Annotated in this window: 24 protein-coding genes; 14 read left to right on the top strand and 10 right to left on the bottom strand. The window is 74.4% G+C overall.

Annotated elements, in window-relative coordinates; all coding sequences use genetic code 11:
• Positions 1-632 precede the first annotated feature (632 nt).
• From ACVV2G_RS28125 to ACVV2G_RS28140, 4 genes are read left to right on the top strand one after another with little or no spacing between them, the layout of a single operon-like run.
• Positions 633-1,388, top strand: a complete 756-nt coding sequence (locus ACVV2G_RS28125; protein WP_453845621.1) for a (5-formylfuran-3-yl)methyl phosphate synthase — start codon at positions 633-635, stop codon at positions 1,386-1,388.
• 8 nt (positions 1,389-1,396) lie between these two features.
• Positions 1,397-2,806 (top strand): aldehyde dehydrogenase family protein, encoded by a 1,410-nt coding sequence (locus tag ACVV2G_RS28130; RefSeq protein WP_453845577.1) that lies wholly within the window; start codon positions 1,397-1,399, stop codon positions 2,804-2,806.
• Positions 2,803-3,906 carry an NAD(P)-dependent alcohol dehydrogenase gene (locus tag ACVV2G_RS28135; protein WP_453845578.1) on the top strand — a complete coding sequence of 368 codons (1,104 nt, stop codon included), beginning with the start codon at positions 2,803-2,805 and terminating at the stop codon, positions 3,904-3,906. Before ACVV2G_RS28130 ends, ACVV2G_RS28135 begins: the two co-directional genes overlap by 4 nt.
• A complete protein-coding gene (locus ACVV2G_RS28140; RefSeq protein ID WP_453845579.1) occupies positions 3,903-4,898 on the top strand; it encodes a class I SAM-dependent methyltransferase in 996 nt (331 codons plus the stop codon). Before ACVV2G_RS28135 ends, ACVV2G_RS28140 begins: the two co-directional genes overlap by 4 nt.
• A gap of 48 nt (positions 4,899-4,946) precedes the next feature.
• Here the strand turns inward: ACVV2G_RS28140 and ACVV2G_RS28145 are convergent, their stop codons facing one another.
• The 3 genes from ACVV2G_RS28145 to ACVV2G_RS28155 all read right to left on the bottom strand — a co-directional run bounded on the left by ACVV2G_RS28145 (position 4,947) and on the right by ACVV2G_RS28155 (position 7,802).
• Positions 4,947-5,480, bottom strand: coding sequence for an EF-hand domain-containing protein (locus ACVV2G_RS28145; RefSeq protein ID WP_453845580.1), 534 nt, complete (start codon positions 5,478-5,480; stop codon positions 4,947-4,949).
• Positions 5,481-5,693: 213 nt separating this feature from the next.
• On the bottom strand, positions 5,694-6,947 hold the full coding sequence (locus ACVV2G_RS28150; RefSeq protein WP_453845581.1) for a metallophosphoesterase: 1,254 nt from the start codon (positions 6,945-6,947) through the stop codon (positions 5,694-5,696).
• Positions 6,948-7,124: 177 nt separating this feature from the next.
• On the bottom strand, positions 7,125-7,802 hold the full coding sequence (locus tag ACVV2G_RS28155; protein WP_453845582.1) for a TetR/AcrR family transcriptional regulator: 678 nt from the start codon (positions 7,800-7,802) through the stop codon (positions 7,125-7,127).
• A gap of 247 nt (positions 7,803-8,049) precedes the next feature.
• Here ACVV2G_RS28155 and ACVV2G_RS28160 point away from each other — a divergent pair, with 247 nt between their 5' ends.
• Genes ACVV2G_RS28160 through ACVV2G_RS28175 form a run of 4 tightly spaced genes read left to right on the top strand, consistent with a single transcriptional unit; the run spans position 8,050 to position 12,905 of the window.
• Entirely contained in the window at positions 8,050-8,649 is a 600-nt protein-coding gene (locus ACVV2G_RS28160; protein WP_453845583.1) for a 2Fe-2S iron-sulfur cluster-binding protein, read from the top strand.
• A complete protein-coding gene (locus ACVV2G_RS28165; RefSeq protein ID WP_453845584.1) occupies positions 8,646-9,638 on the top strand; it encodes an FAD binding domain-containing protein in 993 nt (330 codons plus the stop codon). Before ACVV2G_RS28160 ends, ACVV2G_RS28165 begins: the two co-directional genes overlap by 4 nt.
• On the top strand, positions 9,635-11,782 hold the full coding sequence (locus tag ACVV2G_RS28170) for a xanthine dehydrogenase family protein molybdopterin-binding subunit (RefSeq protein WP_453845585.1): 2,148 nt from the start codon (positions 9,635-9,637) through the stop codon (positions 11,780-11,782). Before ACVV2G_RS28165 ends, ACVV2G_RS28170 begins: the two co-directional genes overlap by 4 nt.
• Positions 11,775-12,905: an XdhC family protein gene (locus ACVV2G_RS28175; RefSeq protein ID WP_453845586.1), complete on the top strand. Its 1,131-nt coding sequence runs from the start codon at positions 11,775-11,777 to the stop codon at positions 12,903-12,905. Before ACVV2G_RS28170 ends, ACVV2G_RS28175 begins: the two co-directional genes overlap by 8 nt.
• A gap of 270 nt (positions 12,906-13,175) precedes the next feature.
• Here the strand turns inward: ACVV2G_RS28175 and ACVV2G_RS28180 are convergent, their stop codons facing one another.
• The 3 genes from ACVV2G_RS28180 to ACVV2G_RS28190 all read right to left on the bottom strand — a co-directional run bounded on the left by ACVV2G_RS28180 (position 13,176) and on the right by ACVV2G_RS28190 (position 15,951).
• Entirely contained in the window at positions 13,176-13,982 is an 807-nt protein-coding gene (locus tag ACVV2G_RS28180; RefSeq protein WP_453845587.1) for a polysaccharide deacetylase family protein, read from the bottom strand.
• 145 nt (positions 13,983-14,127) lie between these two features.
• On the bottom strand, positions 14,128-15,069 hold the full coding sequence (locus tag ACVV2G_RS28185; protein WP_453845588.1) for a DMT family transporter: 942 nt from the start codon (positions 15,067-15,069) through the stop codon (positions 14,128-14,130).
• 27 nt (positions 15,070-15,096) lie between these two features.
• The gene (locus ACVV2G_RS28190) at positions 15,097-15,951 is read right to left on the bottom strand and encodes an SDR family NAD(P)-dependent oxidoreductase (protein WP_453845589.1); all 855 of its coding nucleotides are present in this window, start codon (positions 15,949-15,951) and stop codon (positions 15,097-15,099) included.
• Positions 15,952-16,204: 253 nt separating this feature from the next.
• On the opposite strand from ACVV2G_RS28190, the gene ACVV2G_RS28195 reads away from it, so the two are divergent.
• From ACVV2G_RS28195 to ACVV2G_RS28205, 3 genes are all read left to right on the top strand, one after another.
• Complete coding sequence (locus ACVV2G_RS28195; RefSeq protein ID WP_453845622.1) at positions 16,205-17,275, top strand: MGDG synthase family glycosyltransferase; 1,071 nt, start codon at positions 16,205-16,207, stop codon at positions 17,273-17,275.
• A gap of 298 nt (positions 17,276-17,573) precedes the next feature.
• Complete coding sequence (locus ACVV2G_RS28200; protein WP_453845590.1) at positions 17,574-17,960, top strand: DUF2267 domain-containing protein; 387 nt, start codon at positions 17,574-17,576, stop codon at positions 17,958-17,960.
• Positions 17,961-18,054: 94 nt separating this feature from the next.
• Positions 18,055-18,219, top strand: a complete 165-nt coding sequence (locus tag ACVV2G_RS28205) for a hypothetical protein (protein WP_453845591.1) — start codon at positions 18,055-18,057, stop codon at positions 18,217-18,219.
• A 137-nt stretch (positions 18,220-18,356) separates the two neighbouring features.
• Here ACVV2G_RS28205 and ACVV2G_RS28210 read toward each other — a convergent pair whose 3' ends face one another.
• The gene (locus ACVV2G_RS28210; RefSeq protein WP_453845592.1) at positions 18,357-18,755 is read right to left on the bottom strand and encodes a DUF5997 family protein; all 399 of its coding nucleotides are present in this window, start codon (positions 18,753-18,755) and stop codon (positions 18,357-18,359) included.
• Positions 18,756-18,868: 113 nt separating this feature from the next.
• Between ACVV2G_RS28210 and ACVV2G_RS28215 the strand changes: the two genes are divergently transcribed.
• Positions 18,869-19,693, top strand: a complete 825-nt coding sequence (locus tag ACVV2G_RS28215) for a LysR family substrate-binding domain-containing protein (protein ID WP_453845593.1) — start codon at positions 18,869-18,871, stop codon at positions 19,691-19,693.
• A gap of 20 nt (positions 19,694-19,713) precedes the next feature.
• Here ACVV2G_RS28215 and ACVV2G_RS28220 read toward each other — a convergent pair whose 3' ends face one another.
• On the bottom strand, positions 19,714-20,454 hold the full coding sequence (locus ACVV2G_RS28220) for a DUF4142 domain-containing protein (protein WP_453845594.1): 741 nt from the start codon (positions 20,452-20,454) through the stop codon (positions 19,714-19,716).
• A 192-nt stretch (positions 20,455-20,646) separates the two neighbouring features.
• Positions 20,647-21,123, bottom strand: a complete 477-nt coding sequence (locus ACVV2G_RS28225; protein WP_453845595.1) for an Lrp/AsnC family transcriptional regulator — start codon at positions 21,121-21,123, stop codon at positions 20,647-20,649.
• Positions 21,124-21,327: 204 nt separating this feature from the next.
• On the opposite strand from ACVV2G_RS28225, the gene ACVV2G_RS28230 reads away from it, so the two are divergent.
• Together ACVV2G_RS28230 and ACVV2G_RS28235 are read left to right on the top strand one after the other, a co-directional pair.
• Positions 21,328-22,818, top strand: coding sequence for an FUSC family protein (locus ACVV2G_RS28230; RefSeq protein WP_453845596.1), 1,491 nt, complete (start codon positions 21,328-21,330; stop codon positions 22,816-22,818).
• A 138-nt stretch (positions 22,819-22,956) separates the two neighbouring features.
• Entirely contained in the window at positions 22,957-23,991 is a 1,035-nt protein-coding gene (locus ACVV2G_RS28235) for a lactonase family protein (protein WP_453845597.1), read from the top strand.
• A 351-nt stretch (positions 23,992-24,342) separates the two neighbouring features.
• On the opposite strand, the gene ACVV2G_RS28240 is transcribed toward ACVV2G_RS28235, so the two are convergent.
• Complete coding sequence (locus tag ACVV2G_RS28240; RefSeq protein ID WP_453845598.1) at positions 24,343-25,266, bottom strand: sirohydrochlorin chelatase; 924 nt, start codon at positions 25,264-25,266, stop codon at positions 24,343-24,345.
• Positions 25,267-25,379: the final 113 nt, after the last annotated feature.

The following is a 25,379-nucleotide window of genomic DNA, read 5'->3' on the forward strand; positions in this document are numbered from 1 at the left end:
GGTCAACCACGGGACCAGGACCGGAGTCGAGTATGACGCGATCGTCGGCTTCGCCCGCGTCCTGGGCCCCCGACGGTACCGGCCGGAGCCTGGACGGCCTCCACATGGACGACCTATCCATTCTGGCCCTGCCAGGGTCTGCGAACCGGGGGATCGCGGCGCCGCTCGACGCCTCCACGCGGAACCGGACCGTCGCGCTGATCGACCGGCGAGACCCGGCGTCAACCATGACGCGTCGAGTGAAGCACGCGTGCGGGCGCCTTGGCTGTCGCCTCGACGGAGGTCGGCGGACAGCGACGAGGGCAACCCCCACCGGCAGGTGCCGTTGGGCTTCTTCGGGCGAGCCCGGAGCAGTCGCGACGTGGAGGGCGACGGCGACCTCCGGGCGCACCGAGCGGGAAGGCCGGCACGCACGCGAGGGCGGTCGGCCGGGTCCGGCGCGGAGCGACGGGCCCTGGTTCACGCCGGTGCATGTGGAGTCGTACGTGCGCCCGAAGGCGCCGCCCGGGAAGCTCCGCACGCCCTACCGGTGCGCACGGGCGGCGGAAATGATGAGCGCACCGCACATGAACCAGGTGATCCGCGGTCCCCCGCCCCTCGGCCGGGCGGACTCGCGGTGGAAGGAGTTCACGGTGTTGCTTCTCATCTCCCCGGACGGCGTCGCAGAGGCCCTCGACTGTGCGAAGGCGGCGGAGCACCTCGACATCGTCGACGTCAAGAAGCCCGACGAGGGCTCTCTCGGCGCCAACTTCCCCTGGGTCATCCGGGAGATCCGCGACGCGGTACCGGCGGACACACCGGTGTCCGCCACCGTGGGCGACGTGCCGTACAAGCCCGGCACGGTGGCGCAGGCCGCGCTGGGCGCGGCCGTCTCCGGCGCCACGTACATCAAGGTGGGCCTGTACGGATGCACGACCCCCGAGCAGGGCGTCGAGGTCATGCGGGCGGTCGTCCGGGCGGTGAAGGACCACCGCCCGGACGCGTTCGTCGTCGCCTCGGGCTACGCCGACGCCCACCGTGTCGGCTGCGTCAATCCGCTCGCCCTCCCGGACATCGCCGCCCGCGCCGGTGCCGACGCGGCCATGCTGGACACCGCGGTCAAGGACGGGACACGGCTCTTCGACCACGTCCCGCCGGACGCCTGCGCCGAGTTCGTCCGCCGCGCCCACGCGTCCGGCCTGCTGGCCGCCCTCGCGGGCAGCGTCAGGCAGGCCGACCTCGGTCCGCTGACCCGTATCGGCACGGACATCGTGGGCGTGCGGGGAGCGGTCTGCGCGGGCGGTGACCGCACGGCCGGACGGATCCAGCCGCACCTGGTCGCCGCCTTCCGGGCGGAGATGGACCGGCAGGCCCGGGAGTGCGCCGCCGGCGTCCCGGCCGTCAACTGACCACCGGGATGCCGACCCCGGAAGCCGACCGCGTCCCCGGACGGCGTGCCGCACCCCTCGCCGTCGTCGACCCGGCCACCGGACAGCCCTTCGACGAGGCCCCCGACCAGCGGCCGGACGAGCTGGACGACGTGGTCGACCGGGCCGGGCGCGCCTGGACCGGATGGCGCGCCGACCCGGCCGCCCGCACCACGGCCCTGCACGCCGCCGCCGACGCCGTGGAAGCGGCCGGTGACGACCTCGCTCGGCTGCTCACCCGGGAACAGGGCAAGCCCCTGGGCGAGGCCCGCGCGGAGGTCGCCCGTACGGCGGCCCGGCTGCGGTACTTCGCCGACCTGGCACCCGGCACCCAGCGGATCAACGACGGCCGGCCCGTGCACAGCGAGATCCGCTGGCGCCCCCTCGGGCCCGTCGCCGCGATCGTGCCGTGGAACTTCCCCCTCCAACTGGCGGCGGCGAAGTTCGCGCCCGCGCTCGCGGCCGGCAACACCGTGGTCCTCAAACCGTCCCCGTACACCCCCCTCGCCACCCGACTGCTCGGTGCCGTCCTCGCCGCGGTGCTGCCCGAGGACGTCCTGACCGTCGTCACCGGCCGGGAACCCCTCGGTGCCCGTCTCGCCTCCCACCCGGGCATCCGCCACGTCACCTTCACCGGCTCGGTGCCGACCGGGCGGGCCGTCGCCGCGACGGCGGCGGCCTCGCTCGTCCGTGTCACCCTGGAACTCGGCGGCAACGACGCGGCCGTCCTCCTGGACGACGTCGACGTGGACCGGATCGCGGACCGGCTGTTCTGGGCCGCCTTCCGCAACTGCGGGCAGGTCTGCATGGCGGTCAAACGCGTCTACGCACCGGCCCGGCTCCACGCCGAGGTCGTCGAGGCCCTCGCCCACCGTGCGAAGACGGTCGTCGTCGGATCCGGCCTGGACCCGGCCACCCGGCTCGGGCCGGTCAACAACGCCCCCCAACTGGCCCGGATCGAGCAGGTCACGCACCGGGCCCTGGCGGCCGGTGCCCGGGCGGCGGCCGGCGGTCACCGGCTCGACGGACCGGGCCACTTCTTCGCGCCCACGATCCTCACCGACGTCCTCCCCGACGACCCGGTGGTGACCGGGGAACAGTTCGGACCGGTCCTGCCGGTGCTGCCGTACCGGCACCTCGACGAAGCCGTCGACGCGGCCAACGGCACCGGCTTCGGGCTGGGCGGTTCGGTGTGGGGCACGGACCTCGACCGGGCGACGGCGACGGCCGACCGGCTCGAATGCGGCACGGCCTGGATCAACCACCACGCCGAACTCTCCCTCGCCCAGCCCTTCGCAGGCGTCAAGGACAGCGGAGTCGGCGTCGCGGGCGGGCCCTGGGGCCTGTACGGCAACCTCCGGCCGTTCGTCGTCCACCGGCCGCGGGAGGGAGGACGGTGAGGTTCCAGGCTGCTGTGCTGCGCTCGTACGACGCCCCGTTCGCGGTCGAGGAGGTGGTCCTGAGCGACGGTCCGGCCGCCGGTGAGATCCTCGTCGAGATCACCGGCTGCGGAATGTGCCGGACCGATCTCGCGGTCCGGCGATCGGCCGGCCGCACCCCGCTGCCGGTGATCCTCGGCCACGAGGGGGCCGGAGTCGTCGTGGCTTCGGGCGACGGCCCGGACGGCACGACCGGTGTCGGCGACCACGTCGTACTGAGCTTCGACTCCTGCGGACAATGCCGGAACTGCCGCGGAGCGGCCCCCGCCTACTGTGACTCCTTCGCCTCCCTCAACCTCCTCGGCGGGCGCGAGGAGCACACGCGACGCCTCACCGACGCCATGGGCGGAGCGCTGGCCCCCCGGTGGTTCGGCCAGTCCTCCTTCGCCGCATACGCCCTCGTCCCGGCGCGCAACGCCGTCCGGGTCGACCCCGCCCTGCCGCTCGAGCTGCTCGGACCGCTCGGCTGCGGTGTCCTCACCGGTGCCGGAGCCGTGCTGAACACCTTCCGCGCCGGACCCGGCGACACCCTCGTCGTCCTCGGCGCGGGAGCGGTGGGCCTGAGCGCGGTGATGGCGGCCGCAGCCGCCGGCGCACGGACCGTGGCCGTCGACGGGAACCCCGGACGCCTGGCCCTGGCCGAACGCTTCGGCGCGATCCCCCTGACCACTACGGCCGGACTGGACGAGCGCCTCCGGCGGCAGACCGACGGCGGCGCGCAGTACGCCCTGGACACCACGGCCTCGGCCCCGTTGATCAACGACGCACTCCGCGCCCTGCGCCCCACCGGCGTGCTCGGTCTCGTGGCACGCCTCCACACCGCGCTGCCGCTCGAACCGGGCACGCTCGACCGGGGCCGCAGCATCCGGCACATCTGCGAAGGGGACGCCGTACCCGGACTGCTGATACCCCGGCTGATCGACCTGTGGCAGGCCGGCCGCTTCCCCTTCGACGCACTGATCCGCACCTATCCGCTGGCCGACATCAACGAGGCGGAACGCGACTGCGACGCCGGACGCGTGGTCAAGCCCGTCCTGCTGCCGGAAAGAGGAGACCGATGAGTGAAACGACCAGCACCGAAGACCCTCGCCGTCCCACCGGCGGGCCCTCCTCGCCCTTCGCGCGCGGCGAACGCGACGAAGGGGATGCGACCGCCGCGGCGACGCGGGGGGGTGACGCGGAAGGCGTGGACGGAGGTGTGGGACTGACCGCCCTCCTGGTCGCCGCCGCACGGGCGATCGAGACCCACCGCCACGACAGCCTGGCCCAGGACCACTATGCGGAACACTTCGTGCGCGCGGCCGGGGCCTGCGCGGACTGGCCGGTGCGCATCCAGCAGGTCCCGGACGGGGACGACGATCCGCTGTGGGGGAGGTTCGCCCGCTACTTCGGCCTGCGGACGAGGGTCCTCGACGATTTCGTCCTCCGGTCGGTCGGTGCGGACGCCCGCCAGGTGGTCCTGCTGGGAGCGGGGTTGGACACCCGTGCCTTCCGGCTGGACCTGCCGTCCGACTGCGTCGTCTTCGAGATCGACCGGGCGGGCGTACTGGCCTTCAAGCATCACGTGCTCACGGGGCTACCGGCCGCCCCGAAGGCGAAGCGCGTCCCCGTACCGGTCGACCTGCGCGCCGACTGGGTCACCGCGCTGACCTCCGCGGGTTTCGACCCGGCCGCCCCGAGCGTCTGGCTGGCCGAAGGACTGCTCTTCTACCTGCCGGGTCCCGCCGAGACGTACCTCGTCGACACGGTGGACCGGCTCACCACCCGGGGCAGCGCCCTGGCCTTCGAGGCCAAGCTGGAGCAGGACCTGCTGGCGTACCGCGACAGCCCGATCTACACGGCGACGCGCGAGCAGATCGGCATCGACCTGCTCGACCTCTTCGACAAGGGGCCACGCCCCGACTCCGCGGGCGACCTGGCGGCCAAGGGCTGGACCACCTCGATGCACACGCCCTTCGACTTCACCCGCCTGCAGGGACGCGGCCCCCTCCCCGAGCCGAACGACGCGCTGGAGGGTAACCGGTGGGTCTTCGCGCACAAGCCACGACCCTGACACCCACGACACGGACGACCGCCGCGGGGCGTCCATGTCCCGGCCGTGTCAGGCGGCCCGGACGGCCACCAACTGGTCGCCCGGGATCCCGGCCATGTCCGGCGCGTAGTAGTCCTTGATGCCGGCGGCCCACGTGGCCACGGTGACGCGGTCCTCGGCATCCGGGCCGAAGGCGTCGAAGAGCGCGTGGATGTTCGCCTCCGCGAAGCCGATCGCCGTCATGAGCGATACGAAGAGCGGACGCTCGATCAGGCCGTCCCCGTCGGGGTCGCCCAGTACGGCGAGCGCTTCGGCGAACTCGGTGATCGTGGGCCCGAAGCGCTCGGGGTCGAGCACGAACGGGCGGAACTCGTCGATGGTGATGACGCCGTCGCCGTTGGCGTCCAGTTCCGCGGCCAACGTCGTCCAGTAGCGGCGGAACGCGGCCCGGATGCCCTCCTTGGCCCCGTCGTCCGATGCGACGGCCGCCTCCAGAGCACGTCCCGTCATGAGGTCGAAGTCGGCGGAGTCGAGGACTCCGTTGCCGTTGGCGTCGAAAAGGGAGAAGACCAGTTCGGCCCGCTCGGCAGCCTCGGTTCGCATGTCCGTCACCTGTCTCCTGCGGTCCGTCGGTCCCGGACCTGGCGGGTTGAGTACATCTGCGCAACCCTGCGCTCAGGAGAAACGTGACGGTGAGGCGGCCTCCGGTACCGGAAGGAGTGAGATGCGCCGAAACCCGTGCGCGCGGCCGGGTCGGAGTGCCCAGGCTGCCGGGGAAGGCCCAACGCGTCGAGCACCCACGTCAGGTCCGCGCGCTCAGGCAGGCCACGGCCGGTCCCGTTCTCCCGCCTGGGACGGAGTGGGCTGCTGGGGGGAACGGAGCACGAGCAGGGTGATCTCGCTGGGGGCGAAGACGCGGAAGGGCGGGCCCCAGAAGCCGGTGCCGCGGCTGGTGTAGAGGAGTGTGCGGGTGCCGTGGTGGCTGAGACCGGCGAGGGCCGGCTGGTCGAGGCGGACCAAGTGGTGGAAGGGCCAGATCTGACCGCCGTGGGTGTGGCCGGAGAGCTGGAGATCGACGCCGTGGGCTGCCGCGCGGTCGACGAACTTGGGCTGGTGGGCGAGGAGGAGGACGGGGAGGTCGGGGTCGGCGCCGTGCAGGGCTCCGGCGAGGTGGGCGCGGTGGCCCGCCAGCCCCGAGGACTCGGCGGTGACGTCGTCGACACCGGCGACCACGAGGGCGTCACCGCCGCGTTCGAGCAGCAGGTGACGGTTGCGCAGCGGTTCCCAGCCCAGCTCGTCCATCAGGTCGACCCAGCCCTGGGCCTCGCTGTAGTACTCGTGGTTGCCGGTGACGTAGACACGGGCCCGGGTCGCCCGCACGGTGCCCAGCGGGGCGGCCTGGGCGCGACGGCGTTCGGCCGTGCCGTCCGCGATGTCGCCGGTGTGGCAGACCAGGTCGGCCTCCAGGGTGTTCACCGTCTCGCAGACCCGTGCCGACCAGCGGGCGCGGTCCAGTGGACCGTAGTGGGTGTCGGTGATCAGGACGACTCGGGTGCCGTCCAGTCCGGCTCCCAGACGCGGGAGTCGTACGTCGAGCCGGCGCACGCGCGGCACGCGGCGCGCCTCGGCGTACCCCCAGGCGAGCAGTACGGCGGCCGTGCCGAGGACGGCCCAGGTGACGATGCGCGCCCGGTCCTGTCCGTCACCGATGCCGGCCACGGCCAGGGCGGGCCGCAGCAGGACACCGAGCAGGACGGACCAGGTGAACAGGACCCAGACGGCGCCCAGCAGCGTGTCACCGACGATCGCCGCCCGGTCCCGCTGGCGTCGGCCGTGGCCGCGCGCCATCGCGAGCGGCATACCGGCCAGGCCGAGGGCGAACAGTGCGGTGCCGGTCAGTGCGACGGGGAGCGGCCAGTGCTGACCGGTGTGCAGGAGTACCCAGCACGGCACGGCCCACAGCAGAACGGGGGCGATCAGGGGGAGGAGGCGCATCAGGCGTTCCAGTCGGCTTCGGGGCGCCCCCTGCGCCTCATCGGTGGCGGATCGGCTGTTGCTGGTCTCGGTCACGCTTTCCCTCCTGAGGTTGTGCCCGGCGGATCGTGCCCGGAGCGGAGCCGCGAGGCCTGGTACGGCTCAGTCGTCGCACCGGCCGTCCGCCCGTGGCCCCGGCACGAGCGGCCACTCCTGTCCTGATTCTGCTCCGGCCCCGACTGCCGGAGTCCGTCGAGGGCTCATTGTCCGGCGTCACGGGAAGGGCCGGCCGGGTCTCCCCGCGGCCGTCCGCGGCGCGGGGACTGGCTCGGTGTTCCCGTCCGTATTCCGCGGGGGTGGTGGCCGGCTCGGTGTGACCGCCCGCAGTCCGTCCATCACCAGGTCCAGGAGGCGGGTGACCCGCGGCTGCCAGTCCTCGCGGGGGTCGACCTGCCAGAGGCCGCCGATGGCGAGGAAGAAGTCGTCCGCGGAGACTCCCGGGCGGATGGTCCCGGCCTCCTCGTTGACACGGAGCAGGAGCCCGGCGGCGTCCAGCACGGGGGTGGGCCCCGGCTTCGCCGGCCCCCCGGGCGCGCAGGTGACCAGACGGATCGCGTCCGCCAGTCCGGCCTTGGTCATGGCGAACCGGGCCAGCCGGTCCATCCACTCGCGCAGGGCCTGCTCGGGCTCCCGCGTGGCAAGCAGCTGGGTCGCGGCATCGGCCACCTGCTGCATCTCGTAGCGGTAGACCTCCAGGACGAGCGCCTCACGGTGCGGGAAGTTGCGGTAGAAGGTGCCCTGCCCGACGCCCGCCTTCTTGGCGATGGCGCTCAGTGGCGCGTCCGCGCGGCGCGTCAGTTCCTCCGTGGCCACTTCCAGGATGCGCTCGCGGTTGCGCTGGGCGTCCGAGCGCAGGGGAGCGTCCTGGTTGTCCCTGCTCGACTGCGGCACTCGTCCTCCTTCCGGGGTCATGGCCGAATCCCGTCCTTGCTAAGCGGACAACTGTCCGTTACGTTTCCAGTGAGCGGACAGCTGTCCGGTTACCCCCCCCACGATAGCGGCGGATCCGGCCGGCGGGACCCGCCGGTGGCCCCGAACACGTGAACCCGCCGCCTGCGGACCGTTCCTCCAGTCACCAGACACAGTCGACAGCCCCACCGTCACCAGACGTAGTCACCAGACACAAAGAAGGCTGATCATGGCCCCAGCGACCTCGTCGACATCCAGCGCCGTCATCCTGAACATCAACGGCGAGAAGCACCAGCTGACCGTCGACCACCGCACCACCCTGCTCGACGCCTTGCGCGAGCGCCTCGATCTCACCGGCACCAAGAAGGGCTGCGACCAGGGCCAGTGCGGTGCCTGCACCGTCCTGGTCGACGGACGCCGTGCCGTCTCCTGCCTGAACCTCGCCGTCGCCGCCGAGGGGTGCGAGATCACCACCATCGAGGGCATGGCCGAGGGGGACCGGCTGCACCCGGTGCAGCAGGCCTTCCTCGACCTCGACGGCTACCAGTGCGGTTACTGCACACCCGGCCAGATCTGCTCGGCCGTCGCCGTCATCGAGGAGCACGCGGCCGGCTGGCCCAGCGCCGCCACCGAGGACGTCCGCCCCGAGGCCGGTCCACCACCCCTGACACCGGACGAGATCCGCGAGCGCATGAGCGGGAACCTGTGCCGCTGCGGCGCCTACGTCTCGATCGTCCAGGCGGTCGCCCGTGCGGCCGAGGCCCACGAGGCGCCGGCCCGCGACGGCGACGGTGCCGGGGACGAGACCGCGAAGGAGACGGCGGCATGAGGGAGTTCGGCTACCAGCGCGCCGACGACGTCTTCGGCGCGGTGGCACTGCTCGCCGCCGATCCGGACGCCCGGTACCTCGGCGGCGGCACCAACCTCGTCGACCTGATGAAGACCGGCGTCGAGCGGCCCGCCCGGCTCGTCGACGTCCGCGAACTGCCCCTGGACGGCATCGAACCGACCGCCGACGGCGGCCTGCGCGTCGGCGCGACCGTCACCAACAGTGACCTCGCCGCCCACCCCGAAGTGCGGCGCCGTTACCCGGCGTTGACCCAGGCGGTGCTGGCGGGCGCCTCCGGGCAGCTGCGCAACATGGCCACCGTCGGCGGCAACCTGCTCCAGCGCACCCGCTGCGGCTATTTCACCGACGTGAGCAAGCCGTGCAACAAGCGCGTCCCCGGCAGCGGTTGCCCCGCCGTCACGGGCGAGCACCACAACCACGCCGTCCTCGGCGCCTCCGACCACTGCGTGGCCGTGCACCCCTCGGACATGGGCGTGGCCCTCGCCGCCTTCGACGCGGTCGTCACCTACGAAACACCCGACGGGCCGGGCGAGTCGCCGCTCACCGACTTCTACCTCCCCGTCGGCGACACCCCGCACCGCGAGACCGTCCTGCCGCCCGGTGCGCTGATCACCGGCGTCACCCTGCCGCCCGCCCCGGTCGCCGCCCGCTCCCGCTACCGCAAGGTGCGCGAGCGCGCCTCCTACGCCTTCGCGATCGGCTCGGTCGCCGCCGCGCTCGACGTCGAGGACGGCGTCGTACGCGACGCGCGGCTGGCCCTCGGAGCCGTCGCCTCCCGGCCCTGGCGGGCCCGCGCGGCCGAGGAGGTGCTGGTCGGCGCGCCGGCCGACGGCGCGACCTTCGCCGCCGCCGCGGACGCCGAACTCGCGGCCGCCAGGCCCCTGCCCGACAACGGATACAAGCTGCCCCTCGTGCGCAACCTCGTGGTGGCCGTCCTGACCGAACTCGCCGAGGAGGCCGCCCGATGACCACCACCACGACCGGCCGTACGGCGGCCAGGGGCGCCGTCGGCACCGCGCACACGCGCGTGGAGGGCCGCGACAAGGTCACCGGAGCCGCCCGCTACGCCGGCGAGATCCCCTTCGCCGGCCTCGCGCACGGCTGGCTGGTGCTGTCCACCGTCACCCGCGGCCGTATCCGCTCGATCGACGCCGACCCCGTCCTCGGCATGCCGGGCGTGCTCGGCGTCCTGCACCACGGCAACGCCCCGCGCGTCGACACCGACTTCATCGGCATGCTGGGGATCCCGCCGGACCCGACCGCCGCCGTGTTCCAGCACGAACGGGTGCCGCACGCGGGCTGGCCGGTCGCCCTCGTCGTCGCCGAGACGCCGGAGCAGGCCAGGGAGGCCGCCGAGGCACTCGTCGTCACCTACGACGTGGAGCCGCACGACACCGCGCTCACCGCCGGCCACCCGGGCGCCTACCCCGCCGACGGGCACATGCCGGCCGAGACCGCGAAGGGCGACCTGGCGGCCGGCCTCGACGCGTCCGCCGTCGTGGTGGACGAGGAGTACACCACCCCCGAAGAGCACCACAGCATGATGGAGCCGCACGCCGCCACGGCCCTGTGGGACGGCGGCCGGCTGGAGGTCGTCGACTCCAACCAGGGCACCACCTGGGTCCAGGGCGAGCTGGCGAAGATGTTCTCGCTCGACGAGTCCGCGGTGCGGGTGCGCTCCGAACACATCGGCGGCGGCTTCGGCAGCAAGGGCCTGCGGGCCCACCAGGTGGCCGCGGTCATGGCGGCGACCGTCCTGCACCGACCGGTACGGGTGGTGATGACGAGGCGACAGATGTTCTCCCTGGCCGGCTACCGCAGCCCCACCGCCCAACGCGTGCGGCTCGGCGCCGACGCCGGCGGCCGGCTGCGCGCCCTTGAGCACCGCTCGCTGAACCAGACCTCGGCCTTCTACGAGTTCGTCGAGCCCGGCGCCGGTGTGGCCAGGGTGATGTACGACGCCGACGCCCACCACACGGCCAACCACGTCGTACGGCTCGACGTCCCGTCCCCGACCTTCATGCGCGCGCCGGGCGAGGCGCCGGGGTCCTTCGCCATCGAGTCGGCGCTCGACGAACTCGCCGAGCGCTGCGGCATCGACCCCGTCGAACTGCGCCTGCGCAACGAACCCGAGGCCGGACCGGTCTCCGGCCTGCCGTTCAGCAGCCGTAACCTCGCGGCCTGCTTCCACGAGGGCGCCCGGCGGTTCGGCTGGGCGGACCGCGATCCGCGCCCCGGCCTGCGCCGCGACGGACGCTGGCTGCTGGGCACCGGCACGGCCGCGGCCTCGTTCGGGGCGGGTGCCGGCCCCTCCACGGCCCTGCTGACCGCGGAGGCCGACGGCACCTTCACCGTGCGGATCGCCGCCGCCGACATCGGCACCGGAGCCCGCACCGCCCTCACCCTGGTCGCCGCGGACGCGCTGGAGGTCGCGCCCGAGCAGGTCCGGGTCCGCATCGGGGACAGCGACTTCGGGCCGGCGATGATCGCGGGCGGCTCGATGGGCACCCGCTCCTGGGCGTGGGCGATCACAGCCGCGGCCGGTGAACTGCGCGAACGGCTCGCCCTGGGTGCCGTCGTCCCGCCGGAGGGCATCACCGTCCGCTCCGACACCACCGAGGCCCTCGGCGCCCTGGCGCAGAAGGAACGGCACTCCTACGGGGCGCAGTTCGCCGAGGTCGCCGTGGACACCGCCACCGGTGAGGTACGGGTGCGCCGGATGCTCGGCATCTTCGCGGCGGGCCGCATCGTCAACCCGCTCACCGCCCGCAACCAGCTGGTCGGCGGCATGGTCTGGGGCATCTCCATGGCCCTGCACGAGGAAGCGGTCCGGGACCGGACCGGCGGCCTCTACGGCCCCGACCTCGCCGCCTATCACGTCGCCACGCACGCCGACGTCCCGGACGTCGAGGCGGACTGGGTGGACGACCCCGACCCGGACGACCCGGTCGGCATCAAGGGCGTCGGTGAGATCGGCATCGTCGGCGCGGCGGCGGCCGTCGCCAACGCCGTCTGGCACGCGACCGGCGTGCGCCACCGCAGCCTGCCCATCCGGCCCGACCGCGTGCTGTCGGCCGCGGTGCCCGCGAGCGGGGGAGCGGCCGGTGCTTGACATCGCCGACGAGCTGGACGGCTGGCTCACGGAGGGCCGGGAGTTCGCCGTCGCCACGGTCGTCTCCGTCGGCGGCAGCGCACCGCGCGGGCCCGGCGCCGCCCTCGCCGTCGACAGCGGGGGCACGGCGATCGGTTCCGTCTCCGGCGGCTGTGTCGAGGGCGCGGTGTACGAGCTGTGCGCCGAGGCCCTCCGAAACGGCGAGTCCGTGCGCGAGCGGTTCGGCTACAGCGACGAGGACGCCTTCGCGGTGGGACTGACCTGCGGCGGGGTCATCGACGTGCTGGTCACGCCGGTCGGCGCGGACTCACCCGACCGGGAGGTGCTCCGGGCGGCGCTGTCGGCCGCCGCCCGGGGTGGGACCGCGGCCCTCGCCCGGGTCGTCGAGGGCCCGCCCGGGCTCCTGGGCCGGGCCCTGCTCGTCCGCCCCGACGGCTCGTACGAAGGGGGACTCGGCGGCCGTCCGGACCTGGACCGCACGGCGGTCGCCGAGGCCGGGGCCCTGCTGGACGCCGGCCGGACCGGCACGGTCGGCGTCTCGCAGGACGGTGCGCACTGCCCCGGCGGGCTCACGCTGCTCGTCGAGTCCAGGGTGCCGCCGCCCCGCATGATCGTCTTCGGGGCGGTCGACTTCGCCGCGGCCCTGGTGCGCGCCGGCAAGTTCCTCGGCCACCACGTGACCGTGTGCGACGCCCGGCCCGTCTTCGCCACACCGGCCCGCTTCCCCGAGGCCGACGAGGTCGTCGTGGACTGGCCGCACCGCTACCTGCGCAGCACGCCGACCGACGCGCGCACGGTGCTGTGCGTACTCACCCACGACGCCAGGTTCGACGTACCGCTGCTGACGGAGGCGCTGCGGATGCCGGTCGCGTACGTCGGCGCCATGGGCTCGCGCCGCACCCACGAGGACCGCGACCGGCGGCTGCGCGAGGCGGGCCTGACCGAGGGCGAACTGTCCCGGCTCCGCTCACCGATCGGCCTGGACCTCGGCGCCCGGACGCCCGAGGAGACCGCGCTCTCCATCGCGGCGGAGATCGTCGCCGCCCGGCGCGGCGGCACGGGCGTCCCCCTGACCGGCGGGGCGGCGCCGATCCACCGCGACCTGACGGGGGCGGCGGCCTGATCGTCCCGTCCGGGGGCTGTCCGACGGGGGCGGCCCGGGGGCGGCCCCGCCCGGGCGGGGCCGCGGGAAAGGCGGTGGTGGGGGCGGGGTTCGCCCGGCCGCCTGCACCGGGCGAGGGTCGCCGGTCCGGTCACCGGGCTGGTGCGCGACGTGTACCGTCAGCCGTCAGCCGTCAGCCGTCAGCCGTCAGCCGTCAGCCGTCAGCCGTCAGCCGTCAGCCGTCAGCCGTCAGCCGTCAGCCGTCAGCCGTCAGCCGTCAGCCGTCAGCCGTCAGGTGGCTGGAGGCTGGAGGCTGGTGCCGGCCCGCGCCGTCCGGTCGGCCGACGGCTGACGTGGTCGCCCGGGGTCCACCCCGTGGTCTCCCAGCGACCCCACCGTCAGCCCCGCCTCCCGGCAGTCGCGCACGACGCCGGGCAGTGCGCCGAGGGTGGCCTGCCAGCTGCCCGGGGCGGAGGCGTGGTCGGTGTCGTGGAGGAGGACCGTGCCGCCGCCGCGCAGGTCCGCCGCGACCGTGGCCCGCACCGAGGCGGGCGTGGTGTTCGGCCGCCAGTCCTTCCCCCATGCCGTCCACAGCACCGGCCGCAGCCCCGCCCGGCGTGCCGCGGCCCAGCGTCCGGAGGTGAGGATGCCGTAGGGCGGGCGGTACCAGCGCGGGGCGCGTCCGGCGGCCTCGCCCACCGCGCGGACGGCGCGCAGCAGCTCGTACGCGTCCCGGGCCGGTGACGGCAGCCAGGGGCGGTCGTGTGCCCAGCCGTGGACGGCGAGTTCGTGGCCGCGCCGGGCCAGTTCGCGCGCCGTCGCCGGGTGGCGCACGACGTTCTCTCCGAGGAGGAAGAACGTCGCCCGCACGCCGAGCTCGTCCAGTGCGTCGAGGAACCGCGGCGTGGACGCCGGATCGGGGCCGTCGTCGAAGGTGAGCGCCACGTGGTCGGGGCGGCCCTGCCCGGCCAGGCCCGGAAACAGGCGCCTGCGGAGTTCCGGCAGCCAGGTCGCGGCCGGGCCGATGTGGGCCAGCGCGACGGCGGCGACCGGTACGGCGGCGTACACCGCCGGTCCGACAGCCGGTCCCTGACGCATGGTGTCCCTCCTGTCGCCGTGCCGCGCAGTGCTGCCATGTCCCCGCCGGTCCTGGTCCCTGGCTTGTTCCCCGCGTTGAGGGCCCCGTGGCCCCTGCCCCTTGGCCCTGTGGCGTGTGGCCCCTGGCCCTCGGCCCTGGTCGCGGTCATGGCCCTGGGCCCGGTTCTGTCCGTGTTTCCGTGCCGTGACTGCCCGGCCGGGGGCCGTCCCGAGCCGCCGGGGCCGTGTCCCACGCCCCGTGGACCGACGGCGCCCGGGCCAGTCCGACGCTGCCGAGGCCGATCAGCGCCACGCCGATCAGCTCGGGCACCACCCGCACCCCGAGGGCGATCTCCTCGCCGAACAGGGCCCAGCCCAGGGCGACACTGGTCAACGCGTCGCCGAGGGTCAGTGCCGGCTGCGACGCCGCGAGGGTCCCCGCCCGCAGCGCGCTCTGCAGCAGCAGGAAGCTGATGACCCCCACCACCGCCATGGCGTACGGCGGCCACTGGGTCAGCACGGCGCCCACCCCCTGGGGGAGCCGCCCGGTGACCTCCTTCAGCAGCGCCGCCGTACCGCCGAACGCCACCGCGGACGCCGACCCGAACAGCGCGGCGCGGGGCGCGCCGCGCACCAGGCTGCCGAACGACGCGAGGGCGGTCACCACGACGAACAGCACCGGGCTCGCCCAGCCCCACCGCCCCGGGGTCGCGGTGTCCTGGCCGGCCGCCGGCGCGGCGGCGCCCAGGAACAGCGCGAGCCCCCCGGCCAGGGCCACGAACGCCAGCCAGGTCCGCGGGTCGGGACGCCGGTGGAAGACGACGCTGCCGACCACCAGGGTGAACAGCAGCTCACTGGCCATCAGCGGCTGGACCACGGCCAGACTGCCCACCGCCAGCGCGGCCCCCTGCAGCACCGTCGTCAGCGCGAGCAGCGCCGCGCCGCCCACCCAGTACGGGTCGCGCACCAGCCGCAGCAGGGAGCGCACCACCGTGTGAACGGCCCCCGCCCGGTTCTCGTCCAACGCCGCCGCCCGGCGCTGCAACACCGACGCCGCGGCGTTGGACAGCGCCGCGCACAGGGCCAGGACGACGGTGAGGACACTCACCGCCGCGCACTCCCGCTCATCCGGACCTCATCCGAACCGGGTGGCCAGCCGCCGGTACAGTCCCGGAGCCGCGCCCCGCACCCGGCACGGCAACCGGAGCCAGCCGGGGACGTACACCTCGTCCCGGCCCCGCACCACCGCGGTCCGCACCGCGTCGGCCACCCGCTCGGCGGACACGGGACGCGGCCGTGACCGCCGGTAGGGCGTCCCGCGACGCTCGAAGAAAGGCGTGTCCACGACACCGGGCACCACGTGCGTGACCCCCACGCCGGTGCCCCGCAACTCGTAGCGCAGGGCGTCGGCGAAGGCGCCGATCGCGGCCTTGGCGGCGGAGTACACGGCCTCGTCGCGTACCGCGACGCTGCCCGCCAGCGATCCGATCAGCACCACCCGCCCCGATCCCGCCTCCACCATGCCCGGGAGCACCAGCCGCACCAGCCGCAGGGTGGCCGGCACGTTGATCCCGAGCACCTCGTCGATGGCGTGCGGGGGCATGTCCAGGAACTCCCCGGCCCAGCCGACCCCGGCGCCGGCCACCAGCAGGTCCACCGGACCCACCGCGGCCAGTGTGAAGTCGGCGAGCTGCCGGTCGGCGCCGGGCAGGGTGAGGTCCGCGGCGAAGGCGGTGGCCGACGCCTCCTCGGCGACCTCCCGCAGCCGCGACGGGTCGCGTCCGCTGAGTACCAGCCGCCAGTCGCCCTCGTCGCCCAGCCGGCGGGCCACGGCCGCGCCGATGCCGGAGGACGCCCCCGTCACGAGCGCCGTGCGCGTCCGCGTGACCCGGCCGCCGACGGGCTCCCGCCGGGGCCTGGCACGCCCCGCGCCGGCCGCGGCGGCCTGCGGTCCGGGAGCCGACCGCGAGCGGGAGAACGCTTGGACCATGAGGACCACCTTGGCTCGGGGCGGACGCCGACGAGCGGCCGACCCGGTGGTCGGGCTCCGGCGTCCGGCCGGACGGGCGATCAAGGAGTATCCCTGACCGCACACCCGAAACGTCCGTATCCGTCATGGTTTGGGGTTTGTCGGACGGGCAACTTGGACCGCCGTGCATGCCCGCAGCTCATCGACCCCCCGCCGGCCGACGGCCCCGCCCGTGCCCCGGGGCGGACGGCGTCTGCTCGTGGTCAGCGCGAGCATGGGCGCCGGGCACGACACGGTCGCCGCCGAACTGGTCCGCCGGGCCGGGGAACGCGGTGACGACGCGTGCGTCGTCGACGTCCTCGCGTTGCTGCCGTACGGCCTGGGCGGCGCGCTGCGGCGCTTCTACCGCGGGTCGGTACGCCACTACCCCTGGGCGTACGCCGCTCTGTACCGCCTGTTCCTGCGTCCCGGCGCCGGCCGTCGGCCGGGTGGCACGCCCCTGGCGCGGCTCGCCGGCGGCCGGCTGCGGAAGCTGGCCGAGCGCACGGGCGCGGACGTGGTCGTGCCCGTCTTCCACCTCGGCGCCCAGCTGACCGGTCACCTCCGCGCCCGGGGCCTGCTGCCGGTGCCCAGTGTCGTCCTGGTGATCGACTTCGCCGTCCACCGGCAGTGGCTCCACACCGGCAACGACCACTGTCTGTGCCTCACGGAGCAAGCGGCCCGCGAGGTGCGGGAGAGCACCGGCGCGTCCGCGTCGGCGTGCGGCCCGGTCGTGGCTCCGGAGTTCTTCACCGACGCTCCGGGGACGGCCGAGTGGCGGAGGCTGTTCGACCGGCTCGGTCCGGGGAGGCCCGCCGTGGTGTTGTCCGCCGGTGCCTGGGGAGTCGGCTCGCGCCTGGCCGCCACCGTCCGGCTCCTGGCGGACCAAGGCTTCCTGCCGGTCGTCCTGTGCGGGGGCAACGAACGGCTGCGCCGCGAACTGTCCGGCACACCGGGCGTGGTGGCGCCGGGCTGGGTGACGGACATGCCCGGCCTGCTGCACGCCGCCCGCGCCCTGGTCGACAACGCCGCCGGCCAGACCGCCGTACAGGCGCTCGCCGCCGGGCTGCCGGTCGTGGGGTACCGCCCGATACCCGGCCACGGTGCGGACGGGGTCCGGCGGATGGCTGCGCTGGGCCTGTCGGAGGTGGCCGAGGACGACGCCGCACTGCTCGCGGCGGTGCGGCGGCTCACCGCCTCCGGTCCGGCGCGGCGGGAGCGGGTCGCCGCCGGACGGGCACTGTTCACCGACGACGCCCTGACCCGGCTCCTCGCCCTCACCGACGCCCGGCGGCCACGCCGGTGAGAGCACCCGCCGCACATCCACGCCCCTCCGGAGCTGCGTCTGCCTGAGCGGTGCTCGCCTGGAGCTGCGCCCGCCCGGAGCCGTGCTTGCGCGGGAGCCGTGTCCACCCAGCCCGCGTCGGCTCCGAGCCGCGCCCCGCACCGGCCCCGCACCGATCCCGACCGGCCCCGTACCAATCCCGACCAATCCCGACCGGCCCGGCTCCGCCCCCGCACCGGCCCCGGGCGGGACAGAGCCGTTTCCCCGCCCGGTCCAGGGGCACCCGGCCCGAAGGTGTACCGGCGGAAGGAGGGGACCCGTGCGGCTCGACGAATTCCTGACCTCGGTCCGTGACCGCGGCGAGTATCACAGCGAGGACGAGGCCGAGCAGGTCAGCGCAGCCGTCCTGTGGGCGGTGGCGTCCCGCGTCGGTCCGGAGGAGGCCGCCGACCTGGCCTCCGAACTACCGGCGCCCCTGGACGACGCGCTGCGGTTGGAACGCGGGCGTCCGGAGTCCTTCGGCCGTGAGGAGTTCCTCCGGCGCGTGGCCCAGCAGACCGGCGCCCGGCCGCGCACGGCGGAGTGGGACGCGAGTGCCGTGCTCTCCACTCTCACCGAAGCGGTGCCCGGCGAACGCATCGACCGTCTCCTGACCTGGCTGCCCGTGGACTTCGCCGACCTCTTCGGCCGGACCGCACAGCGCTGAGAGCAGCCCCGGCGCACGCGTGTGACCGACCGGGACGCCGGTCGAAGAGGCGGTCCCGCGAGGAGGCAGCCATGACCGACTGAGCGCCGTAGCCGTGTCGGACTGGCTTGCAGTACGCCTGGAGCTGACAGAGCTGACAGAGCTGACAGAGCTGACAGAGCTGACAGAGCTGACAGAGCTGACAGAGCTGACAGAGCTGACAGAGCTGACAGAGCTGACAGAGCTGACAGGGCTGACAGAGCTGAAGGCCGAGGAGTGAGCCCCGACGCAGCGGAAGCCCGAGAAGTGAGCCGGGAAGGGCGGGCCGGGAAGCGCGGGCCGGGAAACCGGTGCGGTGAGTGAGCGCTGTCCCGGGACAGCGGGCCGGGACGCGCGGGGCGCGCCCACCGGGTGACGTCAGTCGCGCTCGGCCGACTCCGCGCGGTCGGCGTGCAGCTTCTTCACGCGGGCCGCCTCCTTGCGGACGTCGGCCTGGACGGCCTGCTCCCGCTCCAGCCACTCCGGGCGCTCCTGCTTCAGCGTCTCGATCTGCTCGGTGGTGAGCGGCTCCGTGACACCGCCCCGGTGCAGACCCGCGATGGACACTCCCAGCTTGGCCGCCACCACCGGACGCGGGTGCGGGCCGTCGCGCCGCAGGTCCCGCAGCCATGCCGGCGGGTCGGCCTGGAGCGTGTTCAGCTCGGCGCGTGTGACGACGCCCTCCCGGAACTCGACGGGTGTGGCCTCGAGGTACACACCCAGCTTCTTCGCCGCGGTCGCGGGCTTCATGGTCTGGGTGTTCTGGTGCGACGTCATGGTGTCAAGGGTATCGAGCGTCAGAGCGACCGCCGACCACGCCGGGTGACCGCGGTGCGAGGGCCGTGCCCGGCCGGCCGCGGCCCTTCGGCCGCGGCCGGTAGCCTGGCCGGGTGACAGGCTCGGAAGAAACCCCCTCGTTCCGGCTCGCGTACGTCCCGGGGGTGACGCCCGACAAGTGGGTGCGCATCTGGAACGAGCGACTGCCCGACGTCCCGTTGTCCCTGAGGCAGACCACCCCCGCGGAGGCGGACGGCGTGCTGCTGGGCGGTGACGCCGACGCCGGGCTGGTCCGGCTGCCCGTCGACCGGACCGCCCTCAGCGCGATCCCGCTGTACACCGAGACCACGGTCGTCGTGGTCCCCAGGGACCACCTCGTCACCGCGGCCGACGAGGTGACCGTCGAGGACCTGGCCGACGAGATCGTGCTGCACCCCTTGGACGACGTCCTCGGCTGGGAGCGGCCGCCGGGCCGGCCCGCCTTCGAGCGTCCGGCCACCACGGCGGACGCCGTCGAGCTGGTCGCGGCCGGGATCGGTGTGCTGCTCATGCCGCTGTCACTGGCCCGGCTGCACCACCGCAAGGACCTCACGTACCGGACGGTCACGGACGCCCCCGAGTCGAGTGTGGCGCTGTCCTGGCCGGAGGACGCCCACACGGACCGGGTGGAGGACTTCATCGGCATCGTCCGGGGCCGGACCGTCAACAGCACCCGCGGCCGGCAGCCCGCCCAGGCCCGGACGAAGGGCGAGCGCACCGAAGGGGCCCCGGCCGGGCGCAGGACCGCCACCGGGAACCGGACCGGCGGCGGCGCCAGGGGCGGCTCCGGCACCGGCACCAAGGGTGGTACCAAGGGCGGGGCCAGGAGCGGCGGCAAGGGCGGCAACAGCAGCGGCGGCGGCAAGGGCGGCAGGCGCGGCAGACCCCGCCACCGTTGACGCGGCGGGGCCCGGGCCCCTCAGCGGACCGTCGGACCGGGCGTCGGCGCGGAGGTGTTGACGTCCAGCCCGGGCGGCTGGGTGAGGGAGAGCACCGGTTCGCCCGGCTGCGGCGCCGGCGGCGTGAGCTGCGCCTTCGGCAGGCCCGGCGCGGCCGACTGCTGGAAGTTGACCTGGTCGAAGTTGACCAGCCCGGTCTTCTCCAGCACGGTGATGTGGTCCAGCACGGTGTCGTTGGCCTGGTCGGCCAACTGCCGCACCAGGGAGTTCTTGGTGTTGGCGCGGATGTTGGCGATGGCCGGGAAGATCTGGCCGTGCGTGATGCGCATGATGTTGACCGCGGTGGTGTCGAACTGCCTGCCCGTGGTCCCGTCCACGGTCGACACGAACCGCTGCTGCTGCGGGGACGCCAGGTTGGGCAGGGTGATGCCGAGTTCGGGTGCGATTCTTCGGCAGGTCGCGTCGAGCCGGGCGTGCCCGACGACGAGGTGCTCGCCGGCCTCCTTCATCTCCGGTGTCGTCCCCCGCTCCATGGCCATCAGCCCCAGCGGGTGTTCCCACAAGCCCGCGGCACGGACCTTCACCACGAAGTCCCGGTCGGCCTCGGTGAGCGGCCCGTACCGCGTGTTGGTGACGACGCGGTCCTGGGCGCTGCCCGCGTTCTGCACCCCGAGCATGGTCGGGTAGGCGAGCGCGGTGAGGGTGAGGACCAGGGCACCGGCCACGAAGGCGGTCCCTGCCGTGGTGCGCGTGACGCGCATCGTGCCTCCTGGGACGAGGACAGGCTCGGACACCAGGAGATACGGATGCGGGCGGCGAACCGATCACTTCCTCGGGTAAAAGATTGACCCTCGTCAGTCCGCGCGGGAGAGGATCGCCGCGGTGGCCTCGTACGACGATCCGGACGCCACCGCCAGGGACACGCCCTCACCCGCCGGCAGTACGCCAGGGGGTCACTTCCGCGCCGTACGCCCGATCGACTCCACCAGGGGCAGCAGGCGGTGCGGGACGCGCTCGCGCAACGCCACCTCGCTGCGGGTGCGCACCACGCCGGGCAGGCTGATCAGCTTCTGGACCACGTCCTCCAGGTGCGCGTTGTCCCGGGCCACGACGCGGGTCAGCAGGTCCCCGCCGCCCGTGATGGAGAAGGCCTCGACGATCTCCGGGACGGCGGCCAGCGCCTCACCGACCTCGTCCAGGTGGCCCTGCGTGACCTCGATGTGCACGAACGCGAGCACCGGATGGCCCAGCGCGGCGGGGGAGAGGGACGGAGCGCTGCCGGTGATCACACCGTCACGCTCCAGGCGGTCCAGCCGGGCCTGGAGCGTGCCCCGGGCGATCCCGAGGAGACGGGCGTACTCGCGCACGCTGGTGCGCGGCTGCTCCAGCAGCAGCCGCAGGATGCGGGTGTCGAGTGCGTCGACCGCCACGGCGCCCGGCTCCCTTCGTCGGCCATTGGCTCTCCGGTGGCCGTGGAACGACCGTCGCTACTGTACCAACGGCACACTTCCGTGAGAGCCGGTTGAGCCAGTGGCGGGGAAGATGCTCCTATAGGTGGGTCGATGGCGCTGCGGATTCCGCGGCGCCTTTTTCATGCCGGTGACACAGGGGCCAGTGCGAGGGGGCGGTAGTCAGTGCTGAAGAGGGTGTTCGTGAGCCCGGACCCGGGACGGACGCGGTTGCGGTTCGCCGCCCGGGCCGTCCTCGGTATCGGACTGGCCGTCGTCGTCTGCGGCCTGGCCGGCACCTCCCTGATGGGGGCCGTCATCGGCGGGCTGGCCGCGCTGCTCGCCCTGTTCACCGTCACCGACGCCACCGTGCGCGGGCAGGTGGTCACCACCGTGCTGCTGCCGGTCACCGGACTGCCCGTGCTCACCGCCGCGGCGGCGCTGCACGACCACCCCGCGGCCCGCGACCTCACCTTCCTCGCCGTCGTCGGCGCCGGCGTGTACGCCAGGCGTTGGGGCCCGCGCGGGCACAGCCTCGGCGTGTTCGCCTTCATGACCTTCTTCATCGCCCAGTTCCTGCACGCGACCACGGACCGGCTGCCCGGGATGTTCGCGGCCGTGCTGCTGTCCGTGGCCGCCGCCGCGACGGTGCGCTTCGGTCTGTGGTGCTACGAGCGCCGCCTGCCCCCGCCCGCCGTTCTCGCACCGCCCGCCGGCACCGGGCTCGCCCGCGTCACCACCCGCCAGGCCGTCCAGGCCACCGCGGGCGCCGGCTTCGCCCTGGTCGTGGGCCAGCTGGTGTCCGACGAGCGCTGGTACTGGGCCGTCGGCGCCACCTGGTGGGTGTTCGTCAACACCACCTCACGCGGCGAGACCCTGGTCCGCGGCTTCCGCCGGGTCCTCGGCACGGTCGTCGGTATCGGACTCGGCTTCCTGGTCGCCGTCCCGGTGGCCGGGTCCGCGGTGCCCACGGCCGTCCTCGCCGCCGCCTGCGTCTTCGGCATCTTCTACACTGCCGCCGTCTCGTACACCTGGATGATGCTCTGCGTGACGCTGCTCGCCGAGCTGCTCTACGGTCTCCTCGGCGTCCTCACCCCCGGGCTGCTCGCCCTGCGGCTCGTCGAGACCGGAGTGGGGGCGCTGGGGGCCGTGCTCGCGGTGCTCTTCCTCCTGCCCGTCACCACGCACGCCGTCAACGACGCCTGGATCCAGCGGGCCCTGCGCTGCGTCCACGCCTGCACCGCCGAGGCGGCCGCCCGCCTCGCCGGGACCGAGGGCGCCGACCCGGCGCCGCGGGTGGCCGAGCTGGAGCAGCTGCTCGGCCGGGTACGGCTGTCGCTCGCCCCGCTCGTGCACCCGCTCAACCCGATGTACGGCCGTAAGCGCCGCGCCCGCCGCGTACTCGACCTGCTCGACGACTGCGCCCGGGAGATTCGCGGTCTGGTCGCCGTCGCCGCCGACCCCGAGGCCTCGCACGACGCACGACTGGCCGCCGCCTGCTGGCGTGTCGAGAACGCGGTCGAGGCGCTCACCGGAGGCGAAGCGGTCCCCGCCCGGGCCGACGGGTCCGGCACCACCGAACCCGCCCTGGCCCACCTCCACGGCGTGGAACGCGCCCTGGCCGAACTGGCCGCACCCCTGCGCGCCCCCTCCGGCTCACCGCTCGTCGGGGCCTGACCCCGTTCGGCCCCGCACCACCCGTTTGGTCTGGACCGCAAGAGGGCGGCTGCTACCGTCGCCCCGGGGCAGACGATCAGTCGGCACTCGACGAGGCGCCGCCCGAGGCGGCACGAGGCGGGACGAGAGGGGCCAGCGGTGGCGGACGGCGGCAGGCGGCAGCGACGGGCTTACATCGGGTCGTTCACGGCGGCCGGCGGGCCGGGCATCGTCACGGCGGCCGTCGCGCCCGGCACCGGCGCCCTCACGGTCCTGAACGGCACGGACCGCCTCCCCGACCCCTCCTACCTCGCCCTGGCGCCCGACGGGGAGACGCTCTACGCCGTCAGCGAGACGGCCGAGGGCGCGGTGGCCGCCTACCGGGTGGGCGGGGACAAGCCCGAGCCCGCCGGGCGGCCGGTGCCCGTCGGGGGCGACGGCCCGACCCACCTCAGTCTCCACGCCGGACACGTCCTGACCGCCAACTACGGCTCCGGCAGCGTCACCGCCGTGCCGGTCCGCCCCGACGGCTCCCTCGCCCGGGCCGCGTCCGGCGTCCTGCGGCACACCGGCTCGGGCCCGCACGCCCAGCGCCAGCAGGGACCGCACGCCCATCAGGTGCGGCCCGACCCGAGCGGGCGGTGGGCCGTCAGCGTGGACCTCGGCACCGACTCGGTACGGGTGTGCACCCTGGCGGACGGCGCCCTCGCCGTGCACCGGGAGATCGCGCTGCGCCCCGGCTCGGGCCCGCGGCACCTCGCCTTCCACCCGGACGGCTCCCGCGCCTACGTGGTCAACGAACTGGCGCCGACCGTCACCGTGTGCCACTGGGACGCCGCCGACGGCCTCCTGCGGCCCCTCGGCGAGGTACCGGTGCTGCCCGGCGTCCCGTCCGGCGACGCCTACCCGTCCGGCATCGTCGCCTCCCCCGACGGCCGCTTCGTGTGGACCGCGACCCGCGGTGAGGACGTGCTGTCCGTGTTCGTCGTGGAGCCGGACGGGCTGAGGCTGTCCGGGACCGTGCCGTGCGGCGGCCACTGGCCGCGGGCGATCGCCGAGTCGGGCGGCTTCCTGTACGCGGCCAACGAGCGCTCCGGAGACGTGACCTGGTTCGCTCCGGACCCGGAGACCGGCATCCCGCGACGCACCGGCTCACTCGCGGTGCCCGCGGCGTCCTGCGTGGTCTTCGGCTGACGACCACCGGTCTCACCAGGCCCGCGGACCCGTCGGCTCACTGGTGCCGCCGGTCCCATCGGACTCAGCGGTTCCGTCGGTCCCGTCGGACTCGCTGGTTCCGTCGGACCCGCCGGGCTCGCTGGTTCCGTCGGACCCCTCGGACCCCTCGGACCCCTCGGACTCGCCGGTTCCGCCGGACCCGGTCGGCTGCCCGGGGCGAGGCGGGGCGGTCGTGCGGCCGGTCCCTCCCGTCACACGGTGGCTCCCGCGCCGTACGACACGACGGAAGGGGCCCGCTCCGGCGGAGGAGCGGGCCCCTTCCGTCGTGTCGTACGTGTGGTCGTGCGGTGCCCGCGCGGGCCGTGCCCGTCAGCGCACCGGCGCGCCCTGCGGCTGCTGCGGCGAGATGCCGAGCGCCGTGGTGTACCTGGCCAGCGTCAGCTTGCCGATCGCCGGGTACGGGCCGAGCGGCTCGGCGGTGGAGCAGCCCGCCTCCTTGGCAGCCTCCTCCAGCAGGCTCGCCTCGATCTCCGGGCCGATCAGGTACGGCGCGAGCGCCAGCTGCTGCGACCCCGAGGAACGCAGCTGCTCGGCGACCGAAGCGATCGAGCCCTCCTCGTCCAGGGCCGCGGCCATCACCGGCACGGCGAGGCGCGCGGCGAGCAGCATGCCGGTGATCCCGGCCGCCTGCACGGCCTCGTCGCCGCCCACGGAGGCCAGGATGATGCCGTCCGCGGCGGTCGCCACGGTGAACAGGCGGGCACGGTCGGCGCGCGCCAGGCCGGCCTCGGAGAGCCGCACGTGCAAGGCCTCGGCCAGCAGCGGGTGCGGGCCGAGCACGTCGGTCAGTTCGGCCGCGATCCGGCTGTCCATGACGGCCTGCCGGATCCGGCGCAGCAGCGCGCTGTCCGGACCGGCGAGCAGCGGCACGACGACGGCGACGGGGCCCTCGGGCTCCGTCACCGCCAGCCCGGCGGCGACCGCCTGCTCGTAGCGGGCGGCGCGCTCCTCGGCGGTGCGCACGAGCACGGTCGACAGGGAGAGGAACTCCTCGTCGTCCCCGTCGAGGTGGCCGATCCGGGCGTCGAGGCCGGGCAGCTCGGAGCGGGCGATGCTGATGACCTCGTCGGCGAGGCCTCGGGTGGCGCCACTGGGCGTCCCCGGCACCGCGAGAACGAGCGCCGGCGCGCCCTCCGGAGCCACCAGGGGTTCGGGACGGCGGTGCCGTCCGGGCTGGCGGGGGCGCGGCATTCGTACTGGCAGGCCGGACGCGGGCCCAGTGGGGGAGCTCATGGCGCCGCATGTTACTGGTTTCCCGGGTTTCCCTGTTCGGGGAGGGTGCAGGTGAGCGGTATCCGTCCGGTTTTGTCTGAAGAGTGATGTACGGATCGGCTGACATCGGCACG

It is taken from the genome of Streptomyces sp. JK94 (assembly GCF_053613315.1).